Below are 21,287 nucleotides of genomic sequence, written 5' to 3'. Positions count from 1 at the left end.
GCATCGGCCCGCTGCGTGTTACTTTTTGGCGATTTGGGTATACGCTGGGTTGTCGGTGCGGACAAAAATCTGCGTGTAATAAATGTACCCGCGTTTATCATGCGCAATACCCACACCCGTCATATTGAAATTGCCTTCAATGTTACGGCGATGGCCGGGACTGGTCAGCCAGCGGCGAACCACTTCTCGGGGGCCCACTTTAAAATACGCAACGTTTTCCGAACCGGCACGGCACAGCTGAATGTTGTCATAAATGCGCTTAATGCGTTTGTTGAAATCGATGTGGCCAAACGCCATGCGTTTAGAGGCCATGTCCTGACTGTGGATAGCCGCCTCATGCGACATGAATTTATTCATCACCAGCGGCTTTAACCCTTTCGACTGCCGGTATTTATTCACCTCATCAAGAACCAGTTGCTGATCATGGGCGTACCGGTCTTCAAGCGCCGCAGCCCCTGCCGACTGTGCGAAAACGGTCATGGCCAAAAGGACAAACAGTACGGCATTTTTTCTCATTAGGATTCTCCCTCATGCGTTGAAAAGGGCAAATTTTAATCCGGATGACTTTTTTTTGCCAGACCCATGTTAATCACCATGATCTATACTTGCAAATAATGACAACAGGGAGGCACGTGCATGATAAGCACAGAATCAGGGAGTACCGATCGCCGCTTACAACTGGCTCAATGCGGAAGTCATTGGGGTGAAGACATCAGTTTCGGCGACTCTGACCATACGGGCAAGGACGAATGGTTTGAGACTGCCGTACCCGGTACCATCGGCTTAAATGGCAGTGAACCCGGTCCCGGACCCGGCATCGTTTTGAAAGACATCGAACACAACCCGGTTGAGATGGTGTGGACGGAAAGCCTTATCGGGTGCATGGGGCTGGCTATTATCGGCCAGGACAAAGACGGAAAGACCGATGCTTTTTTTGCCCACGCACGACAATACGACAGAGCGGATGCTGCCACCACGCCCGATAATCCCATTCATTTAGCCCGTGAATTTGTCAAAAGCCATGACAATGTCCGCGTCTTTTGGGGAACTGATTTTATACACGGGTGTCGAACAGCAGAAGATTACAGCATGGCACAGGTTGCCCGCGAAAATGCACAACGAAAATTATCCTCCGATCTAGGCTGCTGGGTCAGGGCCAATGATTGCCTGCCATCAAGCAGCATGACGTTTCTACCCAAAGAAGGATTGCTTCGACAGGGAAAACCGCTTGAAGTGATGGGCAAGCTTGCGAAAGAAGACCACCTGGCTGAGAAAAAAGAGTTTTCCGACAGCAAAGCCTTAAAAAAATTCACCCCGGACACTGGCATTTTAGGGCGCATGGAAATGCATCTCGCGGAAATCAAAATGCAGCGTCAATCGAAGATGCGACTGTACCATCAGGACGCCAAGCGGGATTATAAAATTCTCATCTTAAGCCAGGCCATTGAAGCGTATCGCGTCGGCAACATTGACGTGTTACGTCGTTATGCCCAGGATGCGGAAAGAAATGTCGGCTCGTTTGTCGATCCCAAAAGCGTTGACGCCTGGCACAAGACCTCCGGCGAAAGCGTGACCGCGCGGCTGGTTCAGGATGCCTTTGCTGATGCACGTGACAAAACCAGAAGCATGAATACCACCGGATGCGGCCTTAGAGAAGACGGCAATGATGTTCACGATTACAAGGAACACGCCAGGATCGTACCATCAGTCATCAGCCGGGCAGAGATATAAGCGTGAAAGCCCGGCGCTGCGTCTCAAGGGACAGGACCGTTTTTGGATAAATATAGTACATGATGCACTTATTATGGTATTATTGACCAAGTGCTTTTTAGATGTACATAACCATGACCAAATCCCTTTACCGTGATCTCCATCAGCAATTGCCGGGTTCCTGGCGCATTCGTCTGCAAAATTTTTTCAGTTTCCTGCCTGGGATAAAACCCGTGGATGACCGGGTGGCGACATTACGAAAAAAATTAAACCAGGCCCGTGATTTCCAGTACGTCGATTACTACCATGGTCATTCGGATTATTTTAATCGCCGTTTTAAAACTTCAATGGTCAATCAGTCTTCTGAGGAAACCGACTACCTGGTCAATGCCTATCCACCGCCGCCATTGATTGATCCGGCGTTAACTGTTCTCAGAAGCGGCTCTGGAAATGCAGCGGCATCCGACCTTTTCAATGACAATGAGATGCAGGCGGCTGAATCCAGTACCCACCCCAAAACCCTGGATTGGATTGTCAACGAGGCAGAAGCCAGTCAAACAGGCTCGCCCAGTCAATCCATGGCTTTTTAACAAGCCGTGGTTTGACTCGCTGAGGTCACCTGGCGTCAGGCCGCATTTGCCCCTATGATGAAATGAGAATCGCCACTGAAGGAACACTCATGACTGCCTTGCCGCATTTTGTCTGCACCCACCCCTACCTCAGCATGCTGGTCTTTGCCTGCATTGGTTTTCTTCTTCGCGGCATGGTCCGCGTCAACATCCAGGCTGTGCGTTTTGCCATTGACGATCTGGAGATGGCGTTGCAGGACAACGATCTTGAACAGGCGAAATATTGCTTGGGCCGGCTTAAAGCGGGATTTGGCTGGCGATAATGGGATGGCAACGCGCCAAAGCGCGTTGCTTGTTTATAATTGGCTGCTGATGTGCACGGCATGAATCACGGCACTGATTCGCCCCACGCGCGCGATGGCTGCAGGCGTTAAGCCATGTTCCAGCAATTGCCGGCTATGGGCACTGATGCAGGCACCGCAACCATTCAATACCGACACAGCGAGACTCAATACCTCAAATGTCACTTTATCCGTTCCGGGATTCATCATGCCCTGCATGCGAAGCCCCGCAGGGATTTTCCCCAGTTCCGGTAATTCGCTTAAATGAACAAAACGATAATAAAGGTTGTTCATCGCCATGATGCTCGCGGCATTTTTTGCCGCTTCTTCGATGGTAAAATCACCCTGCAAGGCTTTAATGCCAGCCACCAGCGGCTGATTGCCGAGATGATAAGCGACTGCCAGCGCTGAGCCGAGGATTTGTTCTTGACTTAAACCGTCTGTCTGCTCAAGGTCAAGGACCTTGCCCACATTGACGCGGGCATCTTTGGCAAATTCCGGCAACAGATCTTTAATGGATTGCAACATGGTTCTCTCCGTTATTGATGGGCTTCGGCGCATTAAACATGGATGGTTTCTTCCCCTTTTTTCCAATTGCAAGGGCACAATTCATCCGTTTGCAGGGCATCCAGTACCCGAAGCACTTCCTGTGGATTACGGCCTACATTCAAATCGGTGACCATGACAAAACGGGTAATGCCTTGCGGATCAACGATGAACGTGGCCCGTTGCGCCACCCCTTCCTGCTCATCCAGGATGCCTAAAGCCTGAGTCAGTTCCCGTTTAATGTCAGCGAGCATGGGAAATGGCAGATTTTTTAAATCCGCATGGTTGTTGCGCCAGGCCAGATGCACGAATTCGCTGTCCGTACTTCCGCCTAAAATTTGCGCATCCCGATCGGCAAATTCACCGGCCAGCTTGCCAAATTCAGCAATTTCAGTCGGGCATACAAAGGTAAAATCTTTAGGCCAGAAAAAAACCACCAGCCATTTTTCTTTGTAGGTGTTATTGCTGATGACGGTAAACGCATCATGAACATCGTTCCCTACGGTTGCCTTTAACTCAAACGTTGGAAATGGATTACCTACTGTGATCATTTTATTCTCCTCAATTCATCGGTTTCACTGTAAATTTAGTCGGGCAGGAATAATAAGTAAAATTGAATATTTCTATAACATTAATAGATAATATCTATTGAATGCCGCGTCCTTGTGGGTTGATTACTGATCAATTGGATGCTTAAATGACTGTCTGTGCAAATAATAAAAATAAGAGGACCTCATGAGTAAACAAGAAAAAATCTGCCGCATCGTGCGCTTCATTACCAATAAAAACTGGCAGGGAACCTGTTGTCGCTGATGGAAGTTCCGACACTGCAGGTTGTTTTGCATTATCAAAATGCAACCGTGGTACGCCATTTCGCGCACAACCATCCCGAGTTTGATCTTAAAGCCAGCCAACAGCTTTTTAGCGATTTACTGGCCTGGCTATGGTTAAACGCTTACCGGCAAAAAACGAAGCAGCCCACCTATTTTTTTGGTCCGCTGCTTCCTCTGGATGCCATGTGGCATACCTTTATTCTCCATACCCGCGACTACATGGATTTCTGTCAGACGTTCTTTAAAGCCTATTTTCATCATGAGGTCGAACCTCCAGGCGAAGAACATCAATTGACGCCGGACGAACTGGCGAATTTCCTCACCGACTGTTACGACCACCTCGGTGAGGCATGGGTTAATCGCTATTTTTCTGATGCATTTGAAGCCGTCGAATAAGACTCTCCTGTCTTTCATCATTGTCCGCTTTCCCATATCGACAAGGCATTGGAGATAACGTATTATCCTTAGGATTGTGTTGGTGTAACTGGCCAAACAAGAATAACAATCAGCCTCCCCAGAGGACAACTGCACAATTAATTGGGAGTGAAGCCATGGCAGCCGAGCATTATTCGGCCTCTCTTGTGAGTCAACTGTCATTACCGGGCACTCAGCAAATGCCTCAAGGCTATTTTCGCTCCAAATTATTTGTTGCTCCTTTTACAACCAATCCGCTCGTTGCCGCAGCAGGACCTGTTTTATCACTGCTGGAACGATTGGGGGTCAGCCCGTCTTTGCCGCCGGTACAAACCATTCGCGGCAATATTGAACACGAATTACTGGCATTTCATAGCCGCGTGCTTGGCAAATCCTACAGTGATGAATTCATAGCCATAGCCCGTTACTTACTCTGTGCCACCATTGATGAATTGCTGGGAAAGAGCTACCTGCGCCTGCATAAAGAACCCGCCATCTTTGCGGCATTCACCCCTGCATCTCAGGATGGCACCGGTCCTGAACAACGGTTTTTTGATATTGTCCATTTCATCAAGGAACGGCCCAACCAATACCTCGACTTAATTGAGTTGGCCTATTACTGCCTGATTGCCGGCTTTGAAGGCATACAGCATGGGCAGGCCAATGGACGCAGTGTGCTTGATAACCTAATCGAAGAACTTTATCAATTAATTCAACAGCACCGGGTCAATCAATCGCATCATCTGTTTAAAGAACAGAAAAAAGCCGATTTTAGCCCCACGAGCCGTAAACCGCTGCTGACGGTCTGTTTTCTCTCATTGGGATTGCTTATTGCCGGTTACCTCGTGAGTTACATCTTGCTGGAAAATAAAGCCAAAACTGTCCAGACAGGACATCATCTCATAGCCAAACTGGATGACTAATGGATAAATCGCTCCACCTGCTTTGCGAAGCATTAAAACGAATTTTCGTGCAGTTAAAACCCCAACAAACCCCCTTGTCTTTTCTGTTATTGATTGGTAAAACCGGCCAGGGTAAAACGGCGCTTTTAAAGCAGGCCAATTTTATCCATTGCCCCATCGAGAACGAGCAGGGAGCCAACCTGTTTTACAATAATCAGGGGGTTATTCTGGAGTTGGGCGAAACCTGGCTTCACAGCAGTGAAAGCTTGTTAACCAATACGCTTAAGCAATTGAACCGCTGCCACAGCAATGTCAAAATCAATGGCCTCATCCTGTGCATCAACAGCAGCGAATTATTGCTGGTTGAACCGGCGCAACTCGTTGAACATTGCAAATCACACATGCAATTACTTGAACGTTTTGGCAGCGCCCTGGGGTATTGCACGGACATGGCCCTTCTGTTCACCCAGTTGGATACGCTGGCCGGTTTTTGTGAATTTTTCCAGTCTGAGCACCCCAGCGAACTCGCCAAGCCCCTGGGATTTTCATTGGAAAACACGGGGACCCGCAACAAATTCATAGAAAGGTATCAGTCCCAGTTTGACCAGATGATCGAAGTCCTGGGCCAGCAAATTATCAATAAACTGCACCCTGCACGTTCCAGCGCCAAACGGACATTAATCCGGGAATTTCCCTTGCAGTTAGCCTGCCTGCGGGTGCCTGTGCAGGCCTTGATTCAACAATTGAACCATCAGCTCTTCCGTCTGCAGGCACTGTATTTTACCAGTGCGCAACAGGGCGGTTTAACCATTGATCGCTTGAACCGTAAAATTCAGCATGAATATGCGTTAACCGTGCAGGACCGATTTCAACAGTCCAGCAACTACCGACCCTATTTTATCGAGGGAGCCATCAAAGCCCTGCAGGAACACACAAAAAGCCATGTGCCTGGTATGAGCGGCAGGCATAAACTGATTGCAGGCATTGCGGCAGGGGTTGTCGGCCTGTCCCTCTGCGGCGTCTCTTATCAACATTGGACGACATCCAGACTGCTTGATGAAGCCAGTAAGGAATTATTAGCCTATGAAACGCTGATCGGACAGCCCAATGGCAAAACATCGGCACTGTATCATCTGTCGCAGGCGGAAAATAAAATAGACTCCATTCCGGTTAATCTGTTGTCCCTCACCATCATTGAGCAACTTAAAAGCCAACTGCATTCCAATGCAAAGAACAGACTGCACCACAATTTCTTACCGGACATGATAGCCGATCTGGAAGCAATCATTGCCAACCCGTCACAAAGCCAATTGGCGCGCTATCAGGCTTTAAAAATTTACCTGATGCTGGCTGAGCCGGAGCATTTTTCGGAAACCGCCGTGATAGAGTGGTTCAGAACCAATCATGAAGCAAATCATGCCGCGCCAATGAATGACAAAGAGCTTCTGCTTCTTAAAAAAGCATTGAAGCAGCCGCTGCAGCCCATCGCCATTAATCGTCAACTGGTCAGTGATGTACGAAATTACCTCAACGCCCTGCCTGCGGCTTACCTGTATTATTCGTTGGCGAAGGACAGTTTCCCTAAAGACAAAAAAATCATCGATATACCCGGGTTTGATCTGACCAACAGGGAATTGCCGGTTTATTACACCAAAAAAGGCTTCAACGAAGTTATGGCGAAACTGCCAGCCATCAGCGCGCAACTTCAGAATGAAAATTGGATTCTGGCCCGACAGGATTTGCAAAACCTGCCCTCGCAACTCGAACAGGCTTATTGTTTTGAATACGCGACCTGGTGGCAGAACTTCATTCGCCGCACACATCCTCAGCATTACCAAGGCTATCAGCAGGCCCGTCTGTTGACTCAGACGCTGACGCAAACCAATGCCATTGAACGCCTCGTTGAACTGATTCAGGAGCAGACCAGCCCGTCGCCGGATCAAAGCGCTTCTGTTTTCAATCAGCAGGTGGCAGGCCAGTTTACCTCCCTTAACTTAATGAGCAATTCCGCCACGCATGATTTGAGTTTAAACATCAGCGAACTGGAAAAATTCATTACCACGCTGGCGCTGGTCAATGATCAGGGACGCACCGTTTTTGAACTGACGCGCTCACGCTTTAGCGGCGAATCCTTATCCGATCCGTTAAGCGCGCTTTACAATCGCGCCCGTCAGCTTCCGGAGCCTGTATCCAGTTGGGCGAAGCAAATTGCCGATGACACCTGGTTTATTTTTATTACTGAAAGCCGTACCTATTTGAATCACCAATGGCAGCGGTTGGTTTTTACGGATTATCAATCAGCCATCGCCAACCGTTACCCGCTGGATGCCAATAACCCGGACAATGAAGTGTCGCTGATGGAGTTTGATCGTTTCTTCGCACCGGAAGGTACCTTGAATTCCTTCGTGAATCATTATTTAAAACCCTTCCTGGATACCTCCAAGCCCCAATGGGAATCCAAAGAATTAAACGGGTACGTGATGCCGATTTCCACCGATTTGATTAATGAATTGATACGGGCCAATGTTATCAGTAACATGTTTTTCCCTGAGCATGCCAAAACCAGCAAAATCGATTTCACCCTGCAAAAAATTAATCTGGATCCCGTGGTAGCCAATATCCAGTTATCCATCGGTGAAACCAAACTCACCGACAGCCAGACGAGCGACTCCTACACTTTCTTCAGTTGGCCTCAATCGGATGCCAAACTGGCCATTTACTCCATTGAAGGCAACCATTTTGAACTGGAAGAGAAAGGCCCCTGGGCATTCTTTAAAATTCTCCAGAAGGTCAATGTGCTGGTTGACAGCAATGACAGCGCGAGCCTGCAGATCCTGTTTGAAATCAACGGCAATTCAGGACGATACCAGCTCAAGACAGAAAATCAGATCAATCCATTTAGTCCTGGCATTTTAACCGGGTTTAATTTAAACGAAGAGATAGCCTAACATGCCGTGGATAAGCAGTGACGGGTTCTGATGGCGTTGTGGGATTTTCGTGGAAACGGCGTAACATCGCGGCAGGCAATTGGAGACGTCCTGAACCTCTATCCTGTCTCGCCGTGCAGCCTCCATCAGAGGCTTCTTATATTGAGCGCATTACAACCCGCTTTCAAGCGGCGCACGGTAAATTCGGTACTCCAATTCGTGCAGAACACGTCCGGACTCGCTGCATTTCACGTACTCATCCTGTGGCGTACCCCCCAACTTTTCAATGAGTTTTCGGCTGGGGTAATTGCTTTTATCCACCGGGTATTTCAGGTAATCATAGTGAAGATTAGCCGCCGCCCACTCTATCAGAGCCGACAACGCTTCATAGCCATAATAATGCCCCTGCGCGCTCTTCTTAATCCAGATGCCGAGTTCTGGTGAGCGGGATTGAACCTCATGAAGACTGGCATAGCCTAAGAACTCCCGGCCCTCTTTACGGATAAGAATCAAGGCTATTTCCTCGCCTTTGTGCATGGCCAGTTGCTTTAATTGCACGTGATCCGCAATCTCCTGCCGAGTCTTGGGCGCGGAAGGCCACATGTAGCGGGTAATCTCAGCGGTAAAATGCTCACAGACAGCGCTCGCATACTCTTCGCTGATAGGGACTAATTTCATTCTGGGCGTATCTAAACGTAATTGGCTAAAATCCATTCTAATCCCACCCTTCTGCATCGCCCTGCCCAAATTATGATTAATTTTTGGGCAGCATTTTCACGTTAGGATCCTTGGTGTACGCGTTGAGAATATCGCTGACCAACTGTTCAATGACACTATCCTTGGCATCGTCCTCGATCAAACCGACTTCTGCCTTCATGGCAGCCAGTCGCTCCTCGATAATTTTAGCCACAGAACCATTAGGGAACAAAGCAGCCAGCAATCGGCGTGCTTCCGCAGGACCTAAATGACGGTAAAGCTGATTACGTACTGAGGCATCTTCCGCCGTGGTACTGAAGGCCCACAATTCAACAGGACCCAGAGTCAGGGTCAACAATTGGATGTTTACCCCGTTCTTGGTGGCGTATTGCACAAGGAACGTAGCCCCGCCCTGACGCGGCCCATGGACGCGGGTGCGCAGGGCAGTTTTTGCCGTCTCTGACAGGCCGAAAATCTGAGTGGTTTTTTCCACGGCCTGGGAGGGACCGGCATCCATAATGTAAATGGCAGTACTGAATTCAATCATCACCGAATCAAAGTCATCCACGGATTGCGAGAGCAGGGCAATCTGTACCTTCCATTTTCGACCTTCGCGCATGTCAATGATGACCTGGTCGCGCACGGCAGCGGACTTGGATGTACGGTGGAATTCGTCATACACAATGCGTTTGGGATCTTCACGGATTTCAAGCACACGGGTCTTATGGTATTCGCGGTACTGATCCGGCACATTGTTCATGCTTTCTTCAGTTAAATAGTAATGACGCGCGAGAACATAGCGTGCCAGCATGTACATGACGGACGTCTGGCGATCGGCTGCATCACCCCCGCTTTTAGCCACTTCATCGAGGTCAAGAGACACAACGCGGGCATCGCCGATATCGAAACTGCTGACCCGTGATAAGATGGAGTATTCGCGTACCGCACCGGAGATCATACGCGAAAACGCGCTGATAAGGGATTCACCGGTGGGAGCGACGACCTTTTCATACAAGTCCTCAATGGAGGGTGTACGGCAGATGGACGCCGCATCCGCCAGCAGCGGCATGGCATAACGTTGTGCGAGCATGGCTTCATGGACAAACCCGGCGGAATACAAGGCATCGGTGACTTCCCACCAGGTTGACTTCGAATCCCTCACAAACCCAATTTCCTCTAAAATACTGTCGATAAATTCTTCAACCCCAGGCGCATACGGGGTGGGGTTAAATTCATCAGCCAGGCTTTTATACAACTCGTCAACCACCATACCGGCCAGATCCGGCATCCCGTCATAGGGTTTATTCGCCCCGAGCGGCGTGGTGAGCAACGTGAGGAAGTTCACTAAAAAGGAGCGTTCCGTCGCGGTGGGGTAACGGCAGCCTAATTGAGTATCAAAGGGATTAATGGAGTATTCCGGTGTCATGCGCAAACGGTAATAGGCCACGAGATGACGTTTGGCCGCGGGTAACGCCTCTTTAAGCAGGGAAATTAACCCGCTGCTTGACGGCCCGATATCAATGATGGCGATGCGGGGCAGGCGCGTTAAGCCTCCCTGCAGGCAAAGGGCTAAGTTTAACGCGTTGGATAACACCGATTTACCAGAACCAGGACGTGCATACACCAGATCAATCCAGGTTGTCTGCTGGGTAGAACCGGGTTGAAACGGCCAGGGCTTACCGTCGGGTGTGCGGAATAATAATGCACCAGTCTCCCAGGGCGACGCCGGGCGTGTGATGGGGAGCATGGTAATGACATCCGACAAGGGCGCAACCGAAGGAACCGCCGCACTCCGTGTCGTCACAGCCAACATGCTGGATACAAAGCCGGCAAACGGATCACCGCAAATTTCCGAGACATCGGTGGACCCCCAACCCTGTATGGCCTTTACCAATTCCGAACTGCGCCGGCGTAATAAGGGAATATTGCCCTCCGGCGCCCAGGTGGTGGCTACCACCCGCAAACGCACAATGGCGTCATCGGTATTCAATTGCAGGTATTTTAACAGGTTCACCGAGTCGCTGATGAGACGATTTTGTGCTGATGTAAAGGAAAGAATGGCTGACAGCATGCCTTTTAATTTAATAGTATTTAAGCCCTCGCTTTCAACGAGGAACGAAATACGCCAGGGTATGTGCGACGGTAATATCCGTGCAAACAGGGTCAGGAAAGGACGCACATCTTTGGGAAAAAGATCAATAAACACCGAAGAATAGATTTTCGTACCCACTTTTACTGTGCGCAGATCGAGGTTTTCCGCATCGCGGGGTATCACCTGTTTAGCCAGTGAAGGCCAAAGCAAATCGGACACATCGCCTTCAAAGCGATTAATCTCACGGGGAAGAATCTTATCGCCCGGTAAAGTAGCCCGCCAGTCATCCGCTGTAAAGTCCGGATCAGCGGTCATACGGATAGCCTGCACGGCATCATGCACTTCAACCAGACGGGCATAAATATTCAAGGCATCCAGATCGTTTAAGACCGAACGCACATAGGCATCATGCGTATCCCTTAATTCAGGAATGGCGGCGTATATGGTCTGGGTGTTTTTAAAAGAAGGGGCCTTCATGTCCCTCAGCATTTTCAGTTTGGCTTTATTGGCCGTTTTCAATTGATCCTGCGCGAGGTTAAAAGGGCGTGTAAATAACACAAAGTAAAGCCGCTCTTCCGCACAATATTGCGAAAGGTAATCCACACGCTCGGTGAATAGATCATCCAGGGTTAACTCCAGCCGTTTGGCCGTCGCTTCCGCTGGAGCATAAATGTCTTCAATGACTTTGCGGATGTTCTGCTTGTCATGACTGAAATACACCTGGAAAGCATGGCCAGGACGGCTCATGGCGCCCTGAAATGCATTCGATAACCCCTCCACCAGCTGATCGAATTCTTCGGCACCTGCAAGCGCTGTCACCCCTTCCACTTTGATTAAGGAAATCAGCGACCCGTCATGATTAACCAATACCGTGGGACTGTCCGCGGTTTCGAGTTCGCAATACGACTCCGTGGTTTGTTTTAGCGAGGTACTTAACCAGGCAAAAAAGGTATCTATACCTTCAAAAAATGATTCGGCCCAATTCCCCATGGTTATTCCCTATTCTTTACCAGTCATTGTTACTATTGAACATGAACAATCAGCTCGACTCCGTAATCTCTTCAAGTGCACTGGCCGCCCAGCGTTCAATCTGCTTGCGGAACTTGGCCCTTGAAGGCAGAAGCCGAATATTATTAAAAAGTTTATCCAATGTCTCTGGCGCGGTAGCGCCGGAGTCAATGATCAGCTGGCCAAATATGGCTGGATCACTGGTCCCTTCCCCAAATTTTTCTTCAACAATCTGGGATCTGAATTTAAAACTGCGATAGATATTCTGGGCACTGCTCTTGTAACCGGTATCATTGGTAATCGCGCAGAAAAGCACATGACACAAACTGTTCAGTTCGGTCTGCGACAATTCCGGGAGATAAATCAGAGTACCGCCGCCATAACCGCCCACTCCCACCGATTCAATAAAGAAACATTGAGCGCAAAAACAACAAGCGGTAACCAGGTTGGATAAGCGGTTGTTGGTGTAATCATTATCCAGATTAACCACTTCCTGGAATAGCCTCGCCTGAAATCCACAAAATTGACAGGTATAGCGATCGCGCTGAAAAACTTTTTGTTCAAAAGCACGAAAACGCTCATCCGCCTTTCTGGCTGAATACAAGCGCCAGGCTCCAGCACTCGCTACTAATTTAAGCTTGCTTTGTTCCTGATTCATAACCATCAATCTTGCCTGTTTGCTTTCATTATAAATCAGGAAGCACTGGGCTTCCTGATTTAACCGCGATGTTACTGTTTACTTAAGATTAACCGCCACTGCTGGTGAATACAGTACCAGTAGGACCGGCTGTTGTACCACCAGAGCCACCGAACATGGTCACACCAGCCACACCGAGGATAGTGGGCAGGAAGAGAAGCGCCGCGGCAATAAACACCAGAGCAATCGGTGTACCGATTGGGATTTGGGTTGGGTTATCTTTATGCTGTTTGAACTTCATAATGGCACCCACCGAAAAACCCAGACCAGCCAGGTAAGAACCGGCAGTGATTAATTTCGCCAATTGCCCGAATGAACCATAAATGGTCGAAGCCATGCCGCCAATCGACTGACTCGATGCTGCCATGGCGTCCCCTGCTATGCCTAGGCACAAAAACACGGTCGCCATCACAGCGTAATTAATATAACTGTTTCTTTTCGCTGGGGTATTCACTTTCATCTCTCCTGTTTAAACACATTTAAAATTATGAACCATAAATTGTTGCATTAATGACATTAACCGTTCCCACAATATTAATTGCAAGAATCCCGCCAAACACATGCATTAATCCTTTGCCCGTACCGCCAGGCGGTTGTCCCTGCGAAGCTGAGCGGGCAATAAGCACCCAGCCTCGTATAAAGGCTGCCAGGCCGATGGTCTGAATAATGATCCTCAAGGCCCAGGCGACAGGACTGCCGCTGCCAAAAAGCGCATTGGTGCTTTGATTGGCGCTGGCATTGGCATAGGCCAGAATGTTGGTATTTCCAAACGTGGTCATGAGCATCACGTCCATGGCCGTCGGGAAATAAATAAATACCGCCGCGACAATAAAATAAACCACAGGCTCCTTCACACTGGTATTGGAAGACATCATCGTTCTGGCTTCACCATACACCTTTAAACTATATATGGCCTTAAAGGCAAAGGACAAGCCTATCAGATAGGCCGCACCGGTTAATAGTCTCTGAACAGGAGCAAGGTTGGAGGCGATATTGTTTAGAATATCGGCCTGGCTTGTAATCCAGTTCGTAATTGATTGGTTAGCCATATTCGTCTCAACTGTCTTGCTGGCTAAATCGAATGATCTGACCAGTACTCATAACCACTCGTCCCTGGGTCGCATCAATCAGCTTTACAGTTCCATACCCTGCTATAACAGAACCCTCTCTTACCGTAAGTGTAGACCCATTTGTGGCAATTAACCACGCCCGGCCGGGAATCACTGCCTGAATATAATAGACTGGTCGAGGGGTTACTTTTCGCACCACGTGCGGAACTGGTTTCGGTTTGGTCCGAACCGTTAATACCGCAATTTGCTGGGATTGTTGCTCAACTTTGGCCGCCAATAAACTGACGGATTGACTTAAGGCCGCAATTTTATTACTTAAATCGTTTACATTGCCTGAAAGGCCATTCAACTGATTGTTGATGGTTGTGATTTCCGAACGCATGCCCTGCTGTGCCAATTCAAGCGCGGACAATTTCTGGTTGATCTCATCAGACACCGCGGCCGTCGGTTGGGGTTGGGTAGGAACAGGAGTCAGGCTAGACGGCGTCGGTTGAGTAACCACCGGCGTAACAGGCGTTGGCGTCACCGGTGTTGTCACCGTTTGTGTCGGCGTCACAGGCTCCGGTTTTCTGGAAAACATGGCTCCCATGAATTTGTAAATAATCATGGCGACCACAATCAAAGCAATCACAATCAATGCGTTTTTGCGGACATCTTTTTTAGGAGCCCGCTGCTCGCCTTCAGCGCGCATGGCTTCTAAATCATCATCACCGCCATCCGGATTGACCACATCCAAATCAGCAAACTGATATTCATCATTGTTTTGATTATTATCAACCATTTCTTACCTTCTCTTCACGTTAAAGGGAGGTTAAATCCTGAGTAAATAATATACCCAACCCTGTTCCAGAAAATACCTCAACCGTTGTTGGACGGTTAAATTGCTGCTGCGCGACCTGCCCCCATTGCTTACCCAGGGTGGCCAGACCAATGACTGCGTTCTCCAGTGCTGAACGCCCTACGCCATTCTGAATCGTAATGTTATCGCCGCCTCCAGTACCGCCAATGGTTACAGTCGTATTGGCCGATTGGAAGGCATTTCCGAAGCCTTCGAGGAAAGAGGAGGCGAACAGCGAACCATAACGCAGCAGGTAATGGTGATTGGTGCGGCTTGATAAAGCCGTTCGCGCTGTGTTGGGGTCAATGGCAAAGGCACTGATGGAAGTGGTTTTTGCTGCGCCAGGAACGGACATGGTATTAAAACTGATAACCATCTTGTCCGAATTGCTGGGCAGGTTAAAACTGCCAATAAGCTTCGCCCCTTTAAAACGTCCGGATACAATGGTTGCAAGAATCGGCCCGGGCTCATCGCTGTTAATCGAGGTATCGAGTACCGCAAACAGAATATCGCCGGTCTTGATCAATGCTTTTGGCGCGGGTCCTGTTGCGGTGGTGGCCTGAGGAATGGCGGAAGCCCCTGCCTGATTCGGGCCAAAACCGGCTAAACCCGCCTGTGCGGCTTCTTTTTTGTCTTCCTCTTCGCCGCCGGTATAAACCTGCACACCGATTTTTTGCCAGGTCTGTAACGACTGGTTAGCCACAGACAGCATTTCCGAGGTACGTTGCTGAATCTGCTGCTGGTAGCGTTGATCGGCTAATTGCTCGTTTTGCTTCTTGAGAATGGCCTGCAACTGTTGCGCATTGGCGGCCTCCACCGAGGCAGCAGTCTGGGGACGGCCCTGTCCTCCGGGCAGGCCAACCATGGTGGACGACAGTCCTGGTTGTGTTATTCCTTCAAGACCCGGAAGTTGCGCCCCGGTATCCGTGCCTGTTCCCAACTCAGACGCAGTAAAGCCCGCGTTTTTCAATTGATCATTAGTAAAACCGGCCCGTCGTAATTGCGCCGCGGTAAAACCGGCCTCTTTCAACTCCTTGGCAGAAAAGCCCGCCTTCATTAATTCTTCAGGGCTGAAACCGGCGTCTTTAAGCTCCCTGGCACTGTATCCTGCGGCCTTCAATTGAGCAGCAGTGAAGCCTGCATTTTTTAATTCCGCCGCACTGAATCCAGCATCACGCAATTGACTGGCGCTGAAACCAGCGTCTTTTAATTGTTGCGCGGTGAAACCGGCTGCGCGCAATTCCTTCGCAGAGAACCCGGCGGCTTTCAATTCAGCCGCTGTAAAACCAGCGTTTTTAAGTTCCGCTGCCGTATAACCGGCTGCACGAAGTTCCGCGGCTGTATACCCTGCGGCTTTCATTGCAGCGGCACTGCATCCCAGTGTTTGCTTAATGGTAGCGGCAGAGACTCCGGCCGCCCGTGCAGCCTGCAAAGAGGCGACGCTGCAATCGGCAGTGCGTCCTGCGGCAATGATTGCAGAGGGGTCGATGCCTGCCGCGGCCAACTGCTGAGGAGTAAATCCGGCAGCCAGTAATTCCTGAGGGGTAAAACCGGCGTCTGACAGCGCTTTGGCATCAAAGCCGGCCGCCTTGAGCGCCGCAGCGCTGCAGCCGTTTAATTCACGAATACGCTTGGCAGAAACGCCGGCTTCGAACAGTTGACGCAGTTTTGCGGGATCGCAGCCTGCAGCACGGATCGCCTCATCGGAGGAGGCAGCCGCCTGTTTAATCTCCTGCGGTGTAAATCCGGCGGCCAGCAGTTCCTGAGGTGTAAAGCCCGCATCCAGCAGGGCTTTGGCGTCATAACCGGCTGCCTTTAAAGCCGCTGCACTGCAACCGTTTAATTCCTTGATGCGTTTGGCGGAGACACCCTGATTGAATAAGGCTTTTAACTTATCCGGATCACAACCGGCTGCACGAATGGCATTATCGTCCAGTGGATTTGCCGCACTGATTTGAGCCGGGGTAAATCCGGCATTGGCCAAATCATTGTCGGTGAAACCCGCTTCTTTCAGTGCTTTTGCACTGCAGCCGGCGTACTGCCTGATTAATTTGGCGCTGACACCCGCCAGCCGCTCCTTGCGCAATGCTTCCACATCGCAGCCGGCTTTTTTGACGTCGTCCGGCGTGATGCCGGGGGGCAATTCCGATTCAGCCGCCATGATTTGAGCCGGGGTAAAACCCGCTTTCGCCAAATCATCGGGAGTAAAGCCAGCATTGAGCAAATCCCTGGCGCTGAAACCAGCGGCTTTTAACTCGGCCGCCGTAAAGCCTGCATTTTTTAACTCTGCGGCACTGAAACCGGCATTCCGTAATTCTGCCGCAGTATAGCCTGCGGCTTTCAGTTGCGCAGCACTGCAACCGCTGATGCGGCGAATGGCGGCGGCACTGACACCGGCTGCCCTGAGTTTCTGCAAAGCGGCGACCTGACATCCGGCATTGCGAACGTCCGCCTCGGTTATTCCTTCTGGCAAACCGCTGGCCCGGGCAATGTCGTCATCCGAAAAGCCGGCGCCTTTCAATTCGCCGTCACTGAAACCGGCATCTTTCATTTCCTGAGCAGTAAAGCCGGCGTTGCGTAATTCGCAGGCATCAAACCCGCAGGCACGCAAGCGGGCCGCACTGTAGCCCGCGTCTTTTAATTGACGGGCATTGTATCCAGCCGCTCGTAATTCTTTACAGGAACACACGGGTTCCAGATCGCCAATCTGATAGCCATTGTCTTTTAACTGAGTACAGGTACAGGCGCGCTTCAGATCAGTCATAGCCGCGCCCTGACTAACCACTTGCTGAACGGTGGCCTTGCTGCAATTGCTGTTTTTCAGATCCTGCAGCCACAGGCTTTGTTGTGGTCCGCCCTCTTCTTCACGGGCTAAGGTAGAAAACCCGACACTGCCTTCGCCCTGCTGAGGACCGACCGATTGCACTCCCGCTCCTAGTTCCTGAGTGCGAATGATGGTAGGAATTGCGCTTCCGCCGCTTTTAAGCGCAGTTTCAGCCTGGGTGACGTTCTGTATCTGCTGCAGCTTGGCATATTGCGCTGTGGGATCGAGCGCGCCCGGAATGGATTGAATGTTTCCTGGTGCACTGGTCACGGTGGAGGTTCCCAGAGGCCCGACATCCGTTGACGAGGTGAATTTGACCAGTCCAACCACGACGGCTATCACCAAAAGCAGGGAAGTGAATATAATAATGACCCTGGATCGGGTGTTGGTGAACAGCGCTTTCAGATTTTCTTTTTTTCCTGCCATTGCTATAACCCTTCTACCTTGAGTTGCATGACTTTCCCATGCCAGGACACTAATAATACAGGCGACTTCTGCATCTCGTAGGCATGCATGCCATCGGCGCTGGTCATGCTGCTGATCCACCCTGGGGATAAAATAGTCAAATTGGTCCGCACAAACATTTTATCGCCTAACAGCCAGGCTCTGGCATCCCCGCCGCTGACGGTTAACCGTTGACTGCCCTGTGGAGGAACGCCATCCAGCACATGCAGCAGAACATCATTGGCGCTTGGGGGTATTCCTTCTTCAATCGGCGTGTTGTTGGCATTAGGGCCATAGCCCTGAACACGTAAATCCACACGGTAATCCACTGCTTTCTGTCCGGGGATTAATGTCAGCATGACCGGGGTATTGAGTCCTTTTAAACGGACGGCCAAATTACCATAGTTATAGAGTTTTTGTGCTTGAATCATCAGGGTGTTGCTGGTTTTGTCCCACTGAATATTAAACGCTGTCGGATCGCCCAGGTCGTAAGCGCTGATAGGCCAGGGAGCCCCCGTGGAATCTAAAAAAACCAGGGAAGAGACAAAGCCCTGCGACAGACGAATCACGGGCGGAGTTGAACCTGGCGATAAATTCACAAACTGGGACGTGGCCGTCGGCTTGGGCGGGGTTCCCGCCGGGGAAGCTTCCGCAAATTCCGAGGCTTCGTAAATCTGCTTCAAACGCACAATCTGTTCAGGGGTTAAAGGAAACAACTGCCGGGTAACCCCTTCAAACGCCTTGGTATCGATTAACTCCTTGTCGTTAGCCGTGATCGTTGGATCCTGTGGATTGTTTTGCTGCGGCGGTGTCTGCCCCTGATTAGCCGCTGCGGTGGTTGTGGTGGTCATCGGCGGCCGATTGCCCGCCTGACCGCCCTGAACAGCCTGTCCGCCTTCCGGCAGGCCGGCCTGATTGCCCTGATCAGTCTGAGACAAGCGTTGTTGCAGTAATCGCAATTGTTGCAAAGCCTGTTGAGCCGAATCAGTCTGATCGGCAGCATAGGGGGCAACGGTCAAGGCATTGACTGCCAAAAGACCGGATAGACTGACCCACTGAAGTAAAACTTTTGTTTTTTCCATCAGGTTACTCCACCGCTGGCTTGTCCTACAACAAATTGTGCAATACCAATTCCACGAGGCGAATCAAGCGTTGAAATCCGCGTAATGAGCATAGTGACCACATTGTTTTGCTGAAAAAATTCGCTCGCACTCTGATAGGTAACCAAAATCGGCATTTGCACGCGCCATGAGAAGCGGCCGCTTAAAACGCCTTTTTGTAAAATAATCGGGGCCCGTGTCGCTACGGCGGAAACAATCAATTTTTTTGCCTTGACCTGATCAAGAATATTGGAATCCTGCAGGGCCTGAAGAAACTGCTGCCAGCCATCGGTTGTAAAAAAGCCCGAGGTTGATTCCAGTTCATCCCGGTAATTGACAAAGTTATAGGTAAATGCCGCAATAGCTGCCTGGTTTGCCCATTGTAAAACAGCGGAATCCGACTGGTTCGGCTCATTTAAGGCAGTCAACGGAGTAATACGGCCATTAATACTGGTTGAAAAGTATTTCGGTTCAGGCGGGTGCGTGACAATGTAAGCGAGCATGGAGCCAATAATAAAAATAACAGCCACAGCAACCAGCAGGGCAAACATCAATTTCTGCTGCCCATCTCGTGCAAACTTCTCCTGAAAGCGGACTTCTTTTAACTCTTGTTGAGCCATATCTTCCTCGTCTTATTCCGGTATCACTTTAACGGGCTGGTCGTTAACAGGATCCGGCGGCAATAATGCGACTGATGAATCATTAGGGGTGTCCCGCGGTGACAGCTTGACAGGCGGCGTTACCCCGTTTGAGGCATAGTATTCTCGCTCGGGCTGATTAAAATAGGCGTAGTAAATCCCGCTAATCAAAGCCAGATTGATTACCAGGGAACCAATAACCATAGTACAGGCACGCCTGTAGCTTGAGACGTAGAATGATTTGGAATTTTTTATTGACAACCAAGTCTCTCGACTCATTTTTTCCCCATTAAACCATGACTTCTTGATTTACTTATTTTTCAGCAACATGATGGCTCATTTTCCCGAAGGAATGCAACTATAGATTTATCATCCACCCCTGCTCGCTGTAAAGCGAAATCCGATATTCCTGCCCATTTTCTTTAACTGCTTAAAGGGCTAACCACAAATTGGGATATACCAATACCACGCGGAGAGTTCAATGTGGATACGCGTGTAACCAACATGCTCACCATATTGGCTTGTTGTGTATATTCAGTCACGCTCTGGTAGGTTACCAGAATCGGAATCTGCACGCGCCAGGTGAATCGATCATTTACAAGTCCTTTACGCAAAATCGTCGGCGGACTTATCGCGGCGGCAGAAACAATGAGTTTTTTAGCCTGCACGGCATCGAGGTTATTCGATTCTTCCAATGCCTGTAAAAACAAACGCCAGCCATCGGCGGTAAAAAATCCGGACGAAGCCTGTAATTCCTCGCGGTAATTGACAAAATTATAACTGAACGCCGCCACAGCCGCCTGCCCTGCCCAGGCCAGCATCGCATCATCGGATTGATTAGGCTGATTTAAAGGAAAAAGAGGCATGACTCGCCCGTTTAAACTGGTTGGGAAGTAGCGTGGTGCCGGAGGGTTGTTGACAATCCAGATTAACAGGAATGCCAGCAGAAGATTAATCGCTAACGAAACCAAAAGAATCCCCATGACCTTTCGGTGGCCTTTACGGTAATATTCATTGCGAACATGAACGGCCATTAACGCATCTTGTGGCATCTTATCCTCTAAACAATTGCATCTCTGAATGTAATTTCAATTCTGGAGTTGGGTGATTTGTCTCCTCCCTGATAAAATGAGACAACCGGTTTGTCGCTCCCCGCCCCTTCCGTGAATATGAAACGGCTGTCAATACCCTGAGACCAGAGGTAATTAGCCACAACTCTGGCCCTCGCCAGCGTCAAAGCCTGTTCGCGGCGTGAAGATACATACTGGCTGCTGTAGCTGGTTACATTGACGCCGACTTTTCTGAATTGTTTTAGAAATAGCACCACTTGATTCAACAAAGCATAGGATTCCCAGCGAATGCGAGGCGATTGATCAGCAAAGAGCGCGGCTGAAGGGATACTGACTAAATAGTCGGAGCCGATAGTAATGACTTTAACGCCGCGTTTATTGAAATTCTTCTGCATGGTTATCACGGCATAATCGGATGTTCCTGCTACTTTTTTAGGGAGACGGTAGACGTCTTCCTCCAGGGGCTGATAATTGCCACCGCGCTGGCAGCTCGATAACAGCAGCACACCAAACAAAACAGCCTGCCCGGTTAAAAAGGCTTTTGAGGTCACACGCCAAAATCTCACTA

Annotated in this window: 21 protein-coding genes; 6 read left to right on the top strand and 15 right to left on the bottom strand. The window is 49.8% G+C overall.

Features of this window, described 5'->3' with window-relative positions:
• Nucleotides 1-18 precede the first annotated feature (18 nt).
• On the bottom strand, nucleotides 19-516 hold the full coding sequence (locus tag Lrub_RS10265; protein WP_237760796.1) for a CAP domain-containing protein: 498 nt from the start codon (nucleotides 514-516) through the stop codon (nucleotides 19-21).
• A gap of 120 nt (nucleotides 517-636) precedes the next feature.
• Between Lrub_RS10265 and Lrub_RS10260 the strand changes: the two genes are divergently transcribed.
• The 3 genes from Lrub_RS10260 (at nucleotide 637) to Lrub_RS10250 (ending at nucleotide 2,602) form a co-directional block, all read left to right on the top strand.
• Nucleotides 637-1,731 (top strand): hypothetical protein, encoded by a 1,095-nt coding sequence (locus Lrub_RS10260; RefSeq protein WP_058532012.1) that lies wholly within the window; start codon nucleotides 637-639, stop codon nucleotides 1,729-1,731.
• Nucleotides 1,732-1,844: 113 nt separating this feature from the next.
• Nucleotides 1,845-2,300 carry a hypothetical protein gene (locus Lrub_RS10255; RefSeq protein WP_133134040.1) on the top strand — a complete coding sequence of 152 codons (456 nt, stop codon included), beginning with the start codon at nucleotides 1,845-1,847 and terminating at the stop codon, nucleotides 2,298-2,300.
• 89 nt (nucleotides 2,301-2,389) lie between these two features.
• Nucleotides 2,390-2,602, top strand: a complete 213-nt coding sequence (locus tag Lrub_RS10250; RefSeq protein ID WP_058532010.1) for a hypothetical protein — start codon at nucleotides 2,390-2,392, stop codon at nucleotides 2,600-2,602.
• Between the two features lie 33 nt (nucleotides 2,603-2,635).
• Here the strand turns inward: Lrub_RS10250 and Lrub_RS10245 are convergent, their stop codons facing one another.
• On the bottom strand, nucleotides 2,636-3,148 hold the full coding sequence (locus Lrub_RS10245; RefSeq protein WP_058532009.1) for a carboxymuconolactone decarboxylase family protein: 513 nt from the start codon (nucleotides 3,146-3,148) through the stop codon (nucleotides 2,636-2,638).
• A 32-nt stretch (nucleotides 3,149-3,180) separates the two neighbouring features.
• Nucleotides 3,181-3,717 carry a peroxiredoxin gene (locus tag Lrub_RS10240; protein ID WP_058532008.1) on the bottom strand — a complete coding sequence of 179 codons (537 nt, stop codon included), beginning with the start codon at nucleotides 3,715-3,717 and terminating at the stop codon, nucleotides 3,181-3,183.
• Between the two features lie 261 nt (nucleotides 3,718-3,978).
• Here Lrub_RS10240 and Lrub_RS10235 point away from each other — a divergent pair, with 261 nt between their 5' ends.
• The 3 genes from Lrub_RS10235 (at nucleotide 3,979) to icmF (ending at nucleotide 8,263) form a co-directional block, all read left to right on the top strand.
• Nucleotides 3,979-4,395, top strand: a complete 417-nt coding sequence (locus Lrub_RS10235; protein ID WP_058532007.1) for a glycine-rich domain-containing protein — start codon at nucleotides 3,979-3,981, stop codon at nucleotides 4,393-4,395.
• Nucleotides 4,396-4,550: 155 nt separating this feature from the next.
• Nucleotides 4,551-5,336 carry a type IVB secretion system protein IcmH/DotU gene (icmH, locus tag Lrub_RS10230; RefSeq protein ID WP_058532006.1) on the top strand — a complete coding sequence of 262 codons (786 nt, stop codon included), beginning with the start codon at nucleotides 4,551-4,553 and terminating at the stop codon, nucleotides 5,334-5,336.
• On the top strand, nucleotides 5,336-8,263 hold the full coding sequence (gene icmF, locus Lrub_RS10225; protein WP_058532005.1) for a type IVB secretion system protein IcmF: 2,928 nt from the start codon (nucleotides 5,336-5,338) through the stop codon (nucleotides 8,261-8,263). Before icmH ends, icmF begins: the two co-directional genes overlap by 1 nt.
• Before the next feature lie 150 nt (nucleotides 8,264-8,413).
• Here the strand turns inward: icmF and Lrub_RS10220 are convergent, their stop codons facing one another.
• The 12 genes from Lrub_RS10220 to icmN form a co-directional block, all read right to left on the bottom strand.
• A complete protein-coding gene (locus Lrub_RS10220) occupies nucleotides 8,414-8,956 on the bottom strand; it encodes a GNAT family N-acetyltransferase (RefSeq protein WP_058532004.1) in 543 nt (180 codons plus the stop codon).
• A 40-nt stretch (nucleotides 8,957-8,996) separates the two neighbouring features.
• Nucleotides 8,997-12,020, bottom strand: coding sequence for a type IV secretion protein IcmB (locus tag Lrub_RS10215; RefSeq protein WP_058532003.1), 3,024 nt, complete (start codon nucleotides 12,018-12,020; stop codon nucleotides 8,997-8,999).
• 49 nt (nucleotides 12,021-12,069) lie between these two features.
• The gene (gene icmJ / locus Lrub_RS10210) at nucleotides 12,070-12,702 is read right to left on the bottom strand and encodes a type IVB secretion system protein IcmJDotN (protein WP_058532002.1); all 633 of its coding nucleotides are present in this window, start codon (nucleotides 12,700-12,702) and stop codon (nucleotides 12,070-12,072) included.
• Between the two features lie 82 nt (nucleotides 12,703-12,784).
• The gene (locus Lrub_RS10205) at nucleotides 12,785-13,144 is read right to left on the bottom strand and encodes a hypothetical protein (RefSeq protein ID WP_058532280.1); all 360 of its coding nucleotides are present in this window, start codon (nucleotides 13,142-13,144) and stop codon (nucleotides 12,785-12,787) included.
• A 76-nt stretch (nucleotides 13,145-13,220) separates the two neighbouring features.
• Complete coding sequence (locus tag Lrub_RS10200; protein ID WP_058532001.1) at nucleotides 13,221-13,784, bottom strand: hypothetical protein; 564 nt, start codon at nucleotides 13,782-13,784, stop codon at nucleotides 13,221-13,223.
• Between the two features lie 7 nt (nucleotides 13,785-13,791).
• Nucleotides 13,792-14,586, bottom strand: coding sequence for a type IVB secretion system protein IcmG/DotF (gene icmG / locus Lrub_RS10195; RefSeq protein WP_058532000.1), 795 nt, complete (start codon nucleotides 14,584-14,586; stop codon nucleotides 13,792-13,794).
• Nucleotides 14,587-14,605: 19 nt separating this feature from the next.
• Complete coding sequence (gene dotG, locus Lrub_RS10190) at nucleotides 14,606-17,893, bottom strand: type IVB secretion system protein DotG/IcmE (RefSeq protein ID WP_058531999.1); 3,288 nt, start codon at nucleotides 17,891-17,893, stop codon at nucleotides 14,606-14,608.
• Nucleotides 17,894-17,895: 2 nt separating this feature from the next.
• A complete protein-coding gene (locus tag Lrub_RS10185) occupies nucleotides 17,896-18,993 on the bottom strand; it encodes a DotH/IcmK family type IV secretion protein (RefSeq protein ID WP_058531998.1) in 1,098 nt (365 codons plus the stop codon).
• Entirely contained in the window at nucleotides 18,993-19,631 is a 639-nt protein-coding gene (locus Lrub_RS10180; protein ID WP_058531997.1) for a type IVB secretion system apparatus protein IcmL/DotI, read from the bottom strand. The genes Lrub_RS10185 and Lrub_RS10180 overlap by 1 nt, the downstream gene beginning before the upstream one ends.
• 12 nt (nucleotides 19,632-19,643) lie before the next feature.
• Nucleotides 19,644-19,928, bottom strand: a complete 285-nt coding sequence (gene icmM / locus Lrub_RS10175; RefSeq protein WP_058531996.1) for a type IVB secretion system protein IcmM/DotJ — start codon at nucleotides 19,926-19,928, stop codon at nucleotides 19,644-19,646.
• 143 nt (nucleotides 19,929-20,071) lie between these two features.
• Nucleotides 20,072-20,701: a type IVB secretion system apparatus protein IcmL/DotI gene (locus Lrub_RS10170; RefSeq protein WP_058531995.1), complete on the bottom strand. Its 630-nt coding sequence runs from the start codon at nucleotides 20,699-20,701 to the stop codon at nucleotides 20,072-20,074.
• 8 nt (nucleotides 20,702-20,709) lie between these two features.
• Nucleotides 20,710-21,270, bottom strand: coding sequence for a type IVB secretion system protein IcmN/DotK (icmN, locus tag Lrub_RS10165; protein WP_058532279.1), 561 nt, complete (start codon nucleotides 21,268-21,270; stop codon nucleotides 20,710-20,712).
• Nucleotides 21,271-21,287: the final 17 nt, after the last annotated feature.

The sequence above is a fragment of the Legionella rubrilucens genome, from assembly GCF_001468125.1.
GTDB lineage: Bacteria > Pseudomonadota > Gammaproteobacteria > Legionellales > Legionellaceae > Legionella_C > Legionella_C rubrilucens.
The sequence above is the reverse complement of the archived record's forward strand: the minus strand, read 5'-3'. Positions and strand labels throughout refer to the sequence as shown.

Excerpts from the sequence above, each read along its gene's own strand:
- Lrub_RS10265 (WP_237760796.1), bottom strand. The coding sequence starts at position 516 with ATGAGAAAAAATGCCGTACTGTTTGTCCTTTTGGCCATGACCGTTTTC.
- Lrub_RS10260 (WP_058532012.1), top strand. The coding sequence starts at position 637 with ATGATAAGCACAGAATCAGGGAGTACCGATCGCCGCTTACAACTGGCT.
- Lrub_RS10255 (WP_133134040.1), top strand. The coding sequence starts at position 1,845 with ATGACCAAATCCCTTTACCGTGATCTCCATCAGCAATTGCCGGGTTCC.
- Lrub_RS10250 (WP_058532010.1), top strand. The coding sequence starts at position 2,390 with ATGACTGCCTTGCCGCATTTTGTCTGCACCCACCCCTACCTCAGCATG.
- Lrub_RS10245 (WP_058532009.1), bottom strand. The coding sequence starts at position 3,148 with ATGTTGCAATCCATTAAAGATCTGTTGCCGGAATTTGCCAAAGATGCC.
- Lrub_RS10240 (WP_058532008.1), bottom strand. The coding sequence starts at position 3,717 with ATGATCACAGTAGGTAATCCATTTCCAACGTTTGAGTTAAAGGCAACC.
- Lrub_RS10235 (WP_058532007.1), top strand. The coding sequence starts at position 3,979 with ATGGAAGTTCCGACACTGCAGGTTGTTTTGCATTATCAAAATGCAACC.
- icmH (WP_058532006.1), top strand. The coding sequence starts at position 4,551 with ATGGCAGCCGAGCATTATTCGGCCTCTCTTGTGAGTCAACTGTCATTA.
- icmF (WP_058532005.1), top strand. The coding sequence starts at position 5,336 with ATGGATAAATCGCTCCACCTGCTTTGCGAAGCATTAAAACGAATTTTC.
- Lrub_RS10220 (WP_058532004.1), bottom strand. The coding sequence starts at position 8,956 with ATGGATTTTAGCCAATTACGTTTAGATACGCCCAGAATGAAATTAGTC.
- Lrub_RS10215 (WP_058532003.1), bottom strand. The coding sequence starts at position 12,020 with ATGGGGAATTGGGCCGAATCATTTTTTGAAGGTATAGATACCTTTTTT.
- icmJ (WP_058532002.1), bottom strand. The coding sequence starts at position 12,702 with ATGGTTATGAATCAGGAACAAAGCAAGCTTAAATTAGTAGCGAGTGCT.
- Lrub_RS10205 (WP_058532280.1), bottom strand. The coding sequence starts at position 13,144 with ATGGCGACCGTGTTTTTGTGCCTAGGCATAGCAGGGGACGCCATGGCA.
- Lrub_RS10200 (WP_058532001.1), bottom strand. The coding sequence starts at position 13,784 with ATGGCTAACCAATCAATTACGAACTGGATTACAAGCCAGGCCGATATT.
- icmG (WP_058532000.1), bottom strand. The coding sequence starts at position 14,586 with ATGGTTGATAATAATCAAAACAATGATGAATATCAGTTTGCTGATTTG.
- dotG (WP_058531999.1), bottom strand. The coding sequence starts at position 17,893 with ATGGCAGGAAAAAAAGAAAATCTGAAAGCGCTGTTCACCAACACCCGA.
- Lrub_RS10185 (WP_058531998.1), bottom strand. The coding sequence starts at position 18,993 with ATGGAAAAAACAAAAGTTTTACTTCAGTGGGTCAGTCTATCCGGTCTT.
- Lrub_RS10180 (WP_058531997.1), bottom strand. The coding sequence starts at position 19,631 with ATGGCTCAACAAGAGTTAAAAGAAGTCCGCTTTCAGGAGAAGTTTGCA.
- icmM (WP_058531996.1), bottom strand. The coding sequence starts at position 19,928 with ATGAGTCGAGAGACTTGGTTGTCAATAAAAAATTCCAAATCATTCTAC.
- Lrub_RS10170 (WP_058531995.1), bottom strand. The coding sequence starts at position 20,701 with ATGCCACAAGATGCGTTAATGGCCGTTCATGTTCGCAATGAATATTAC.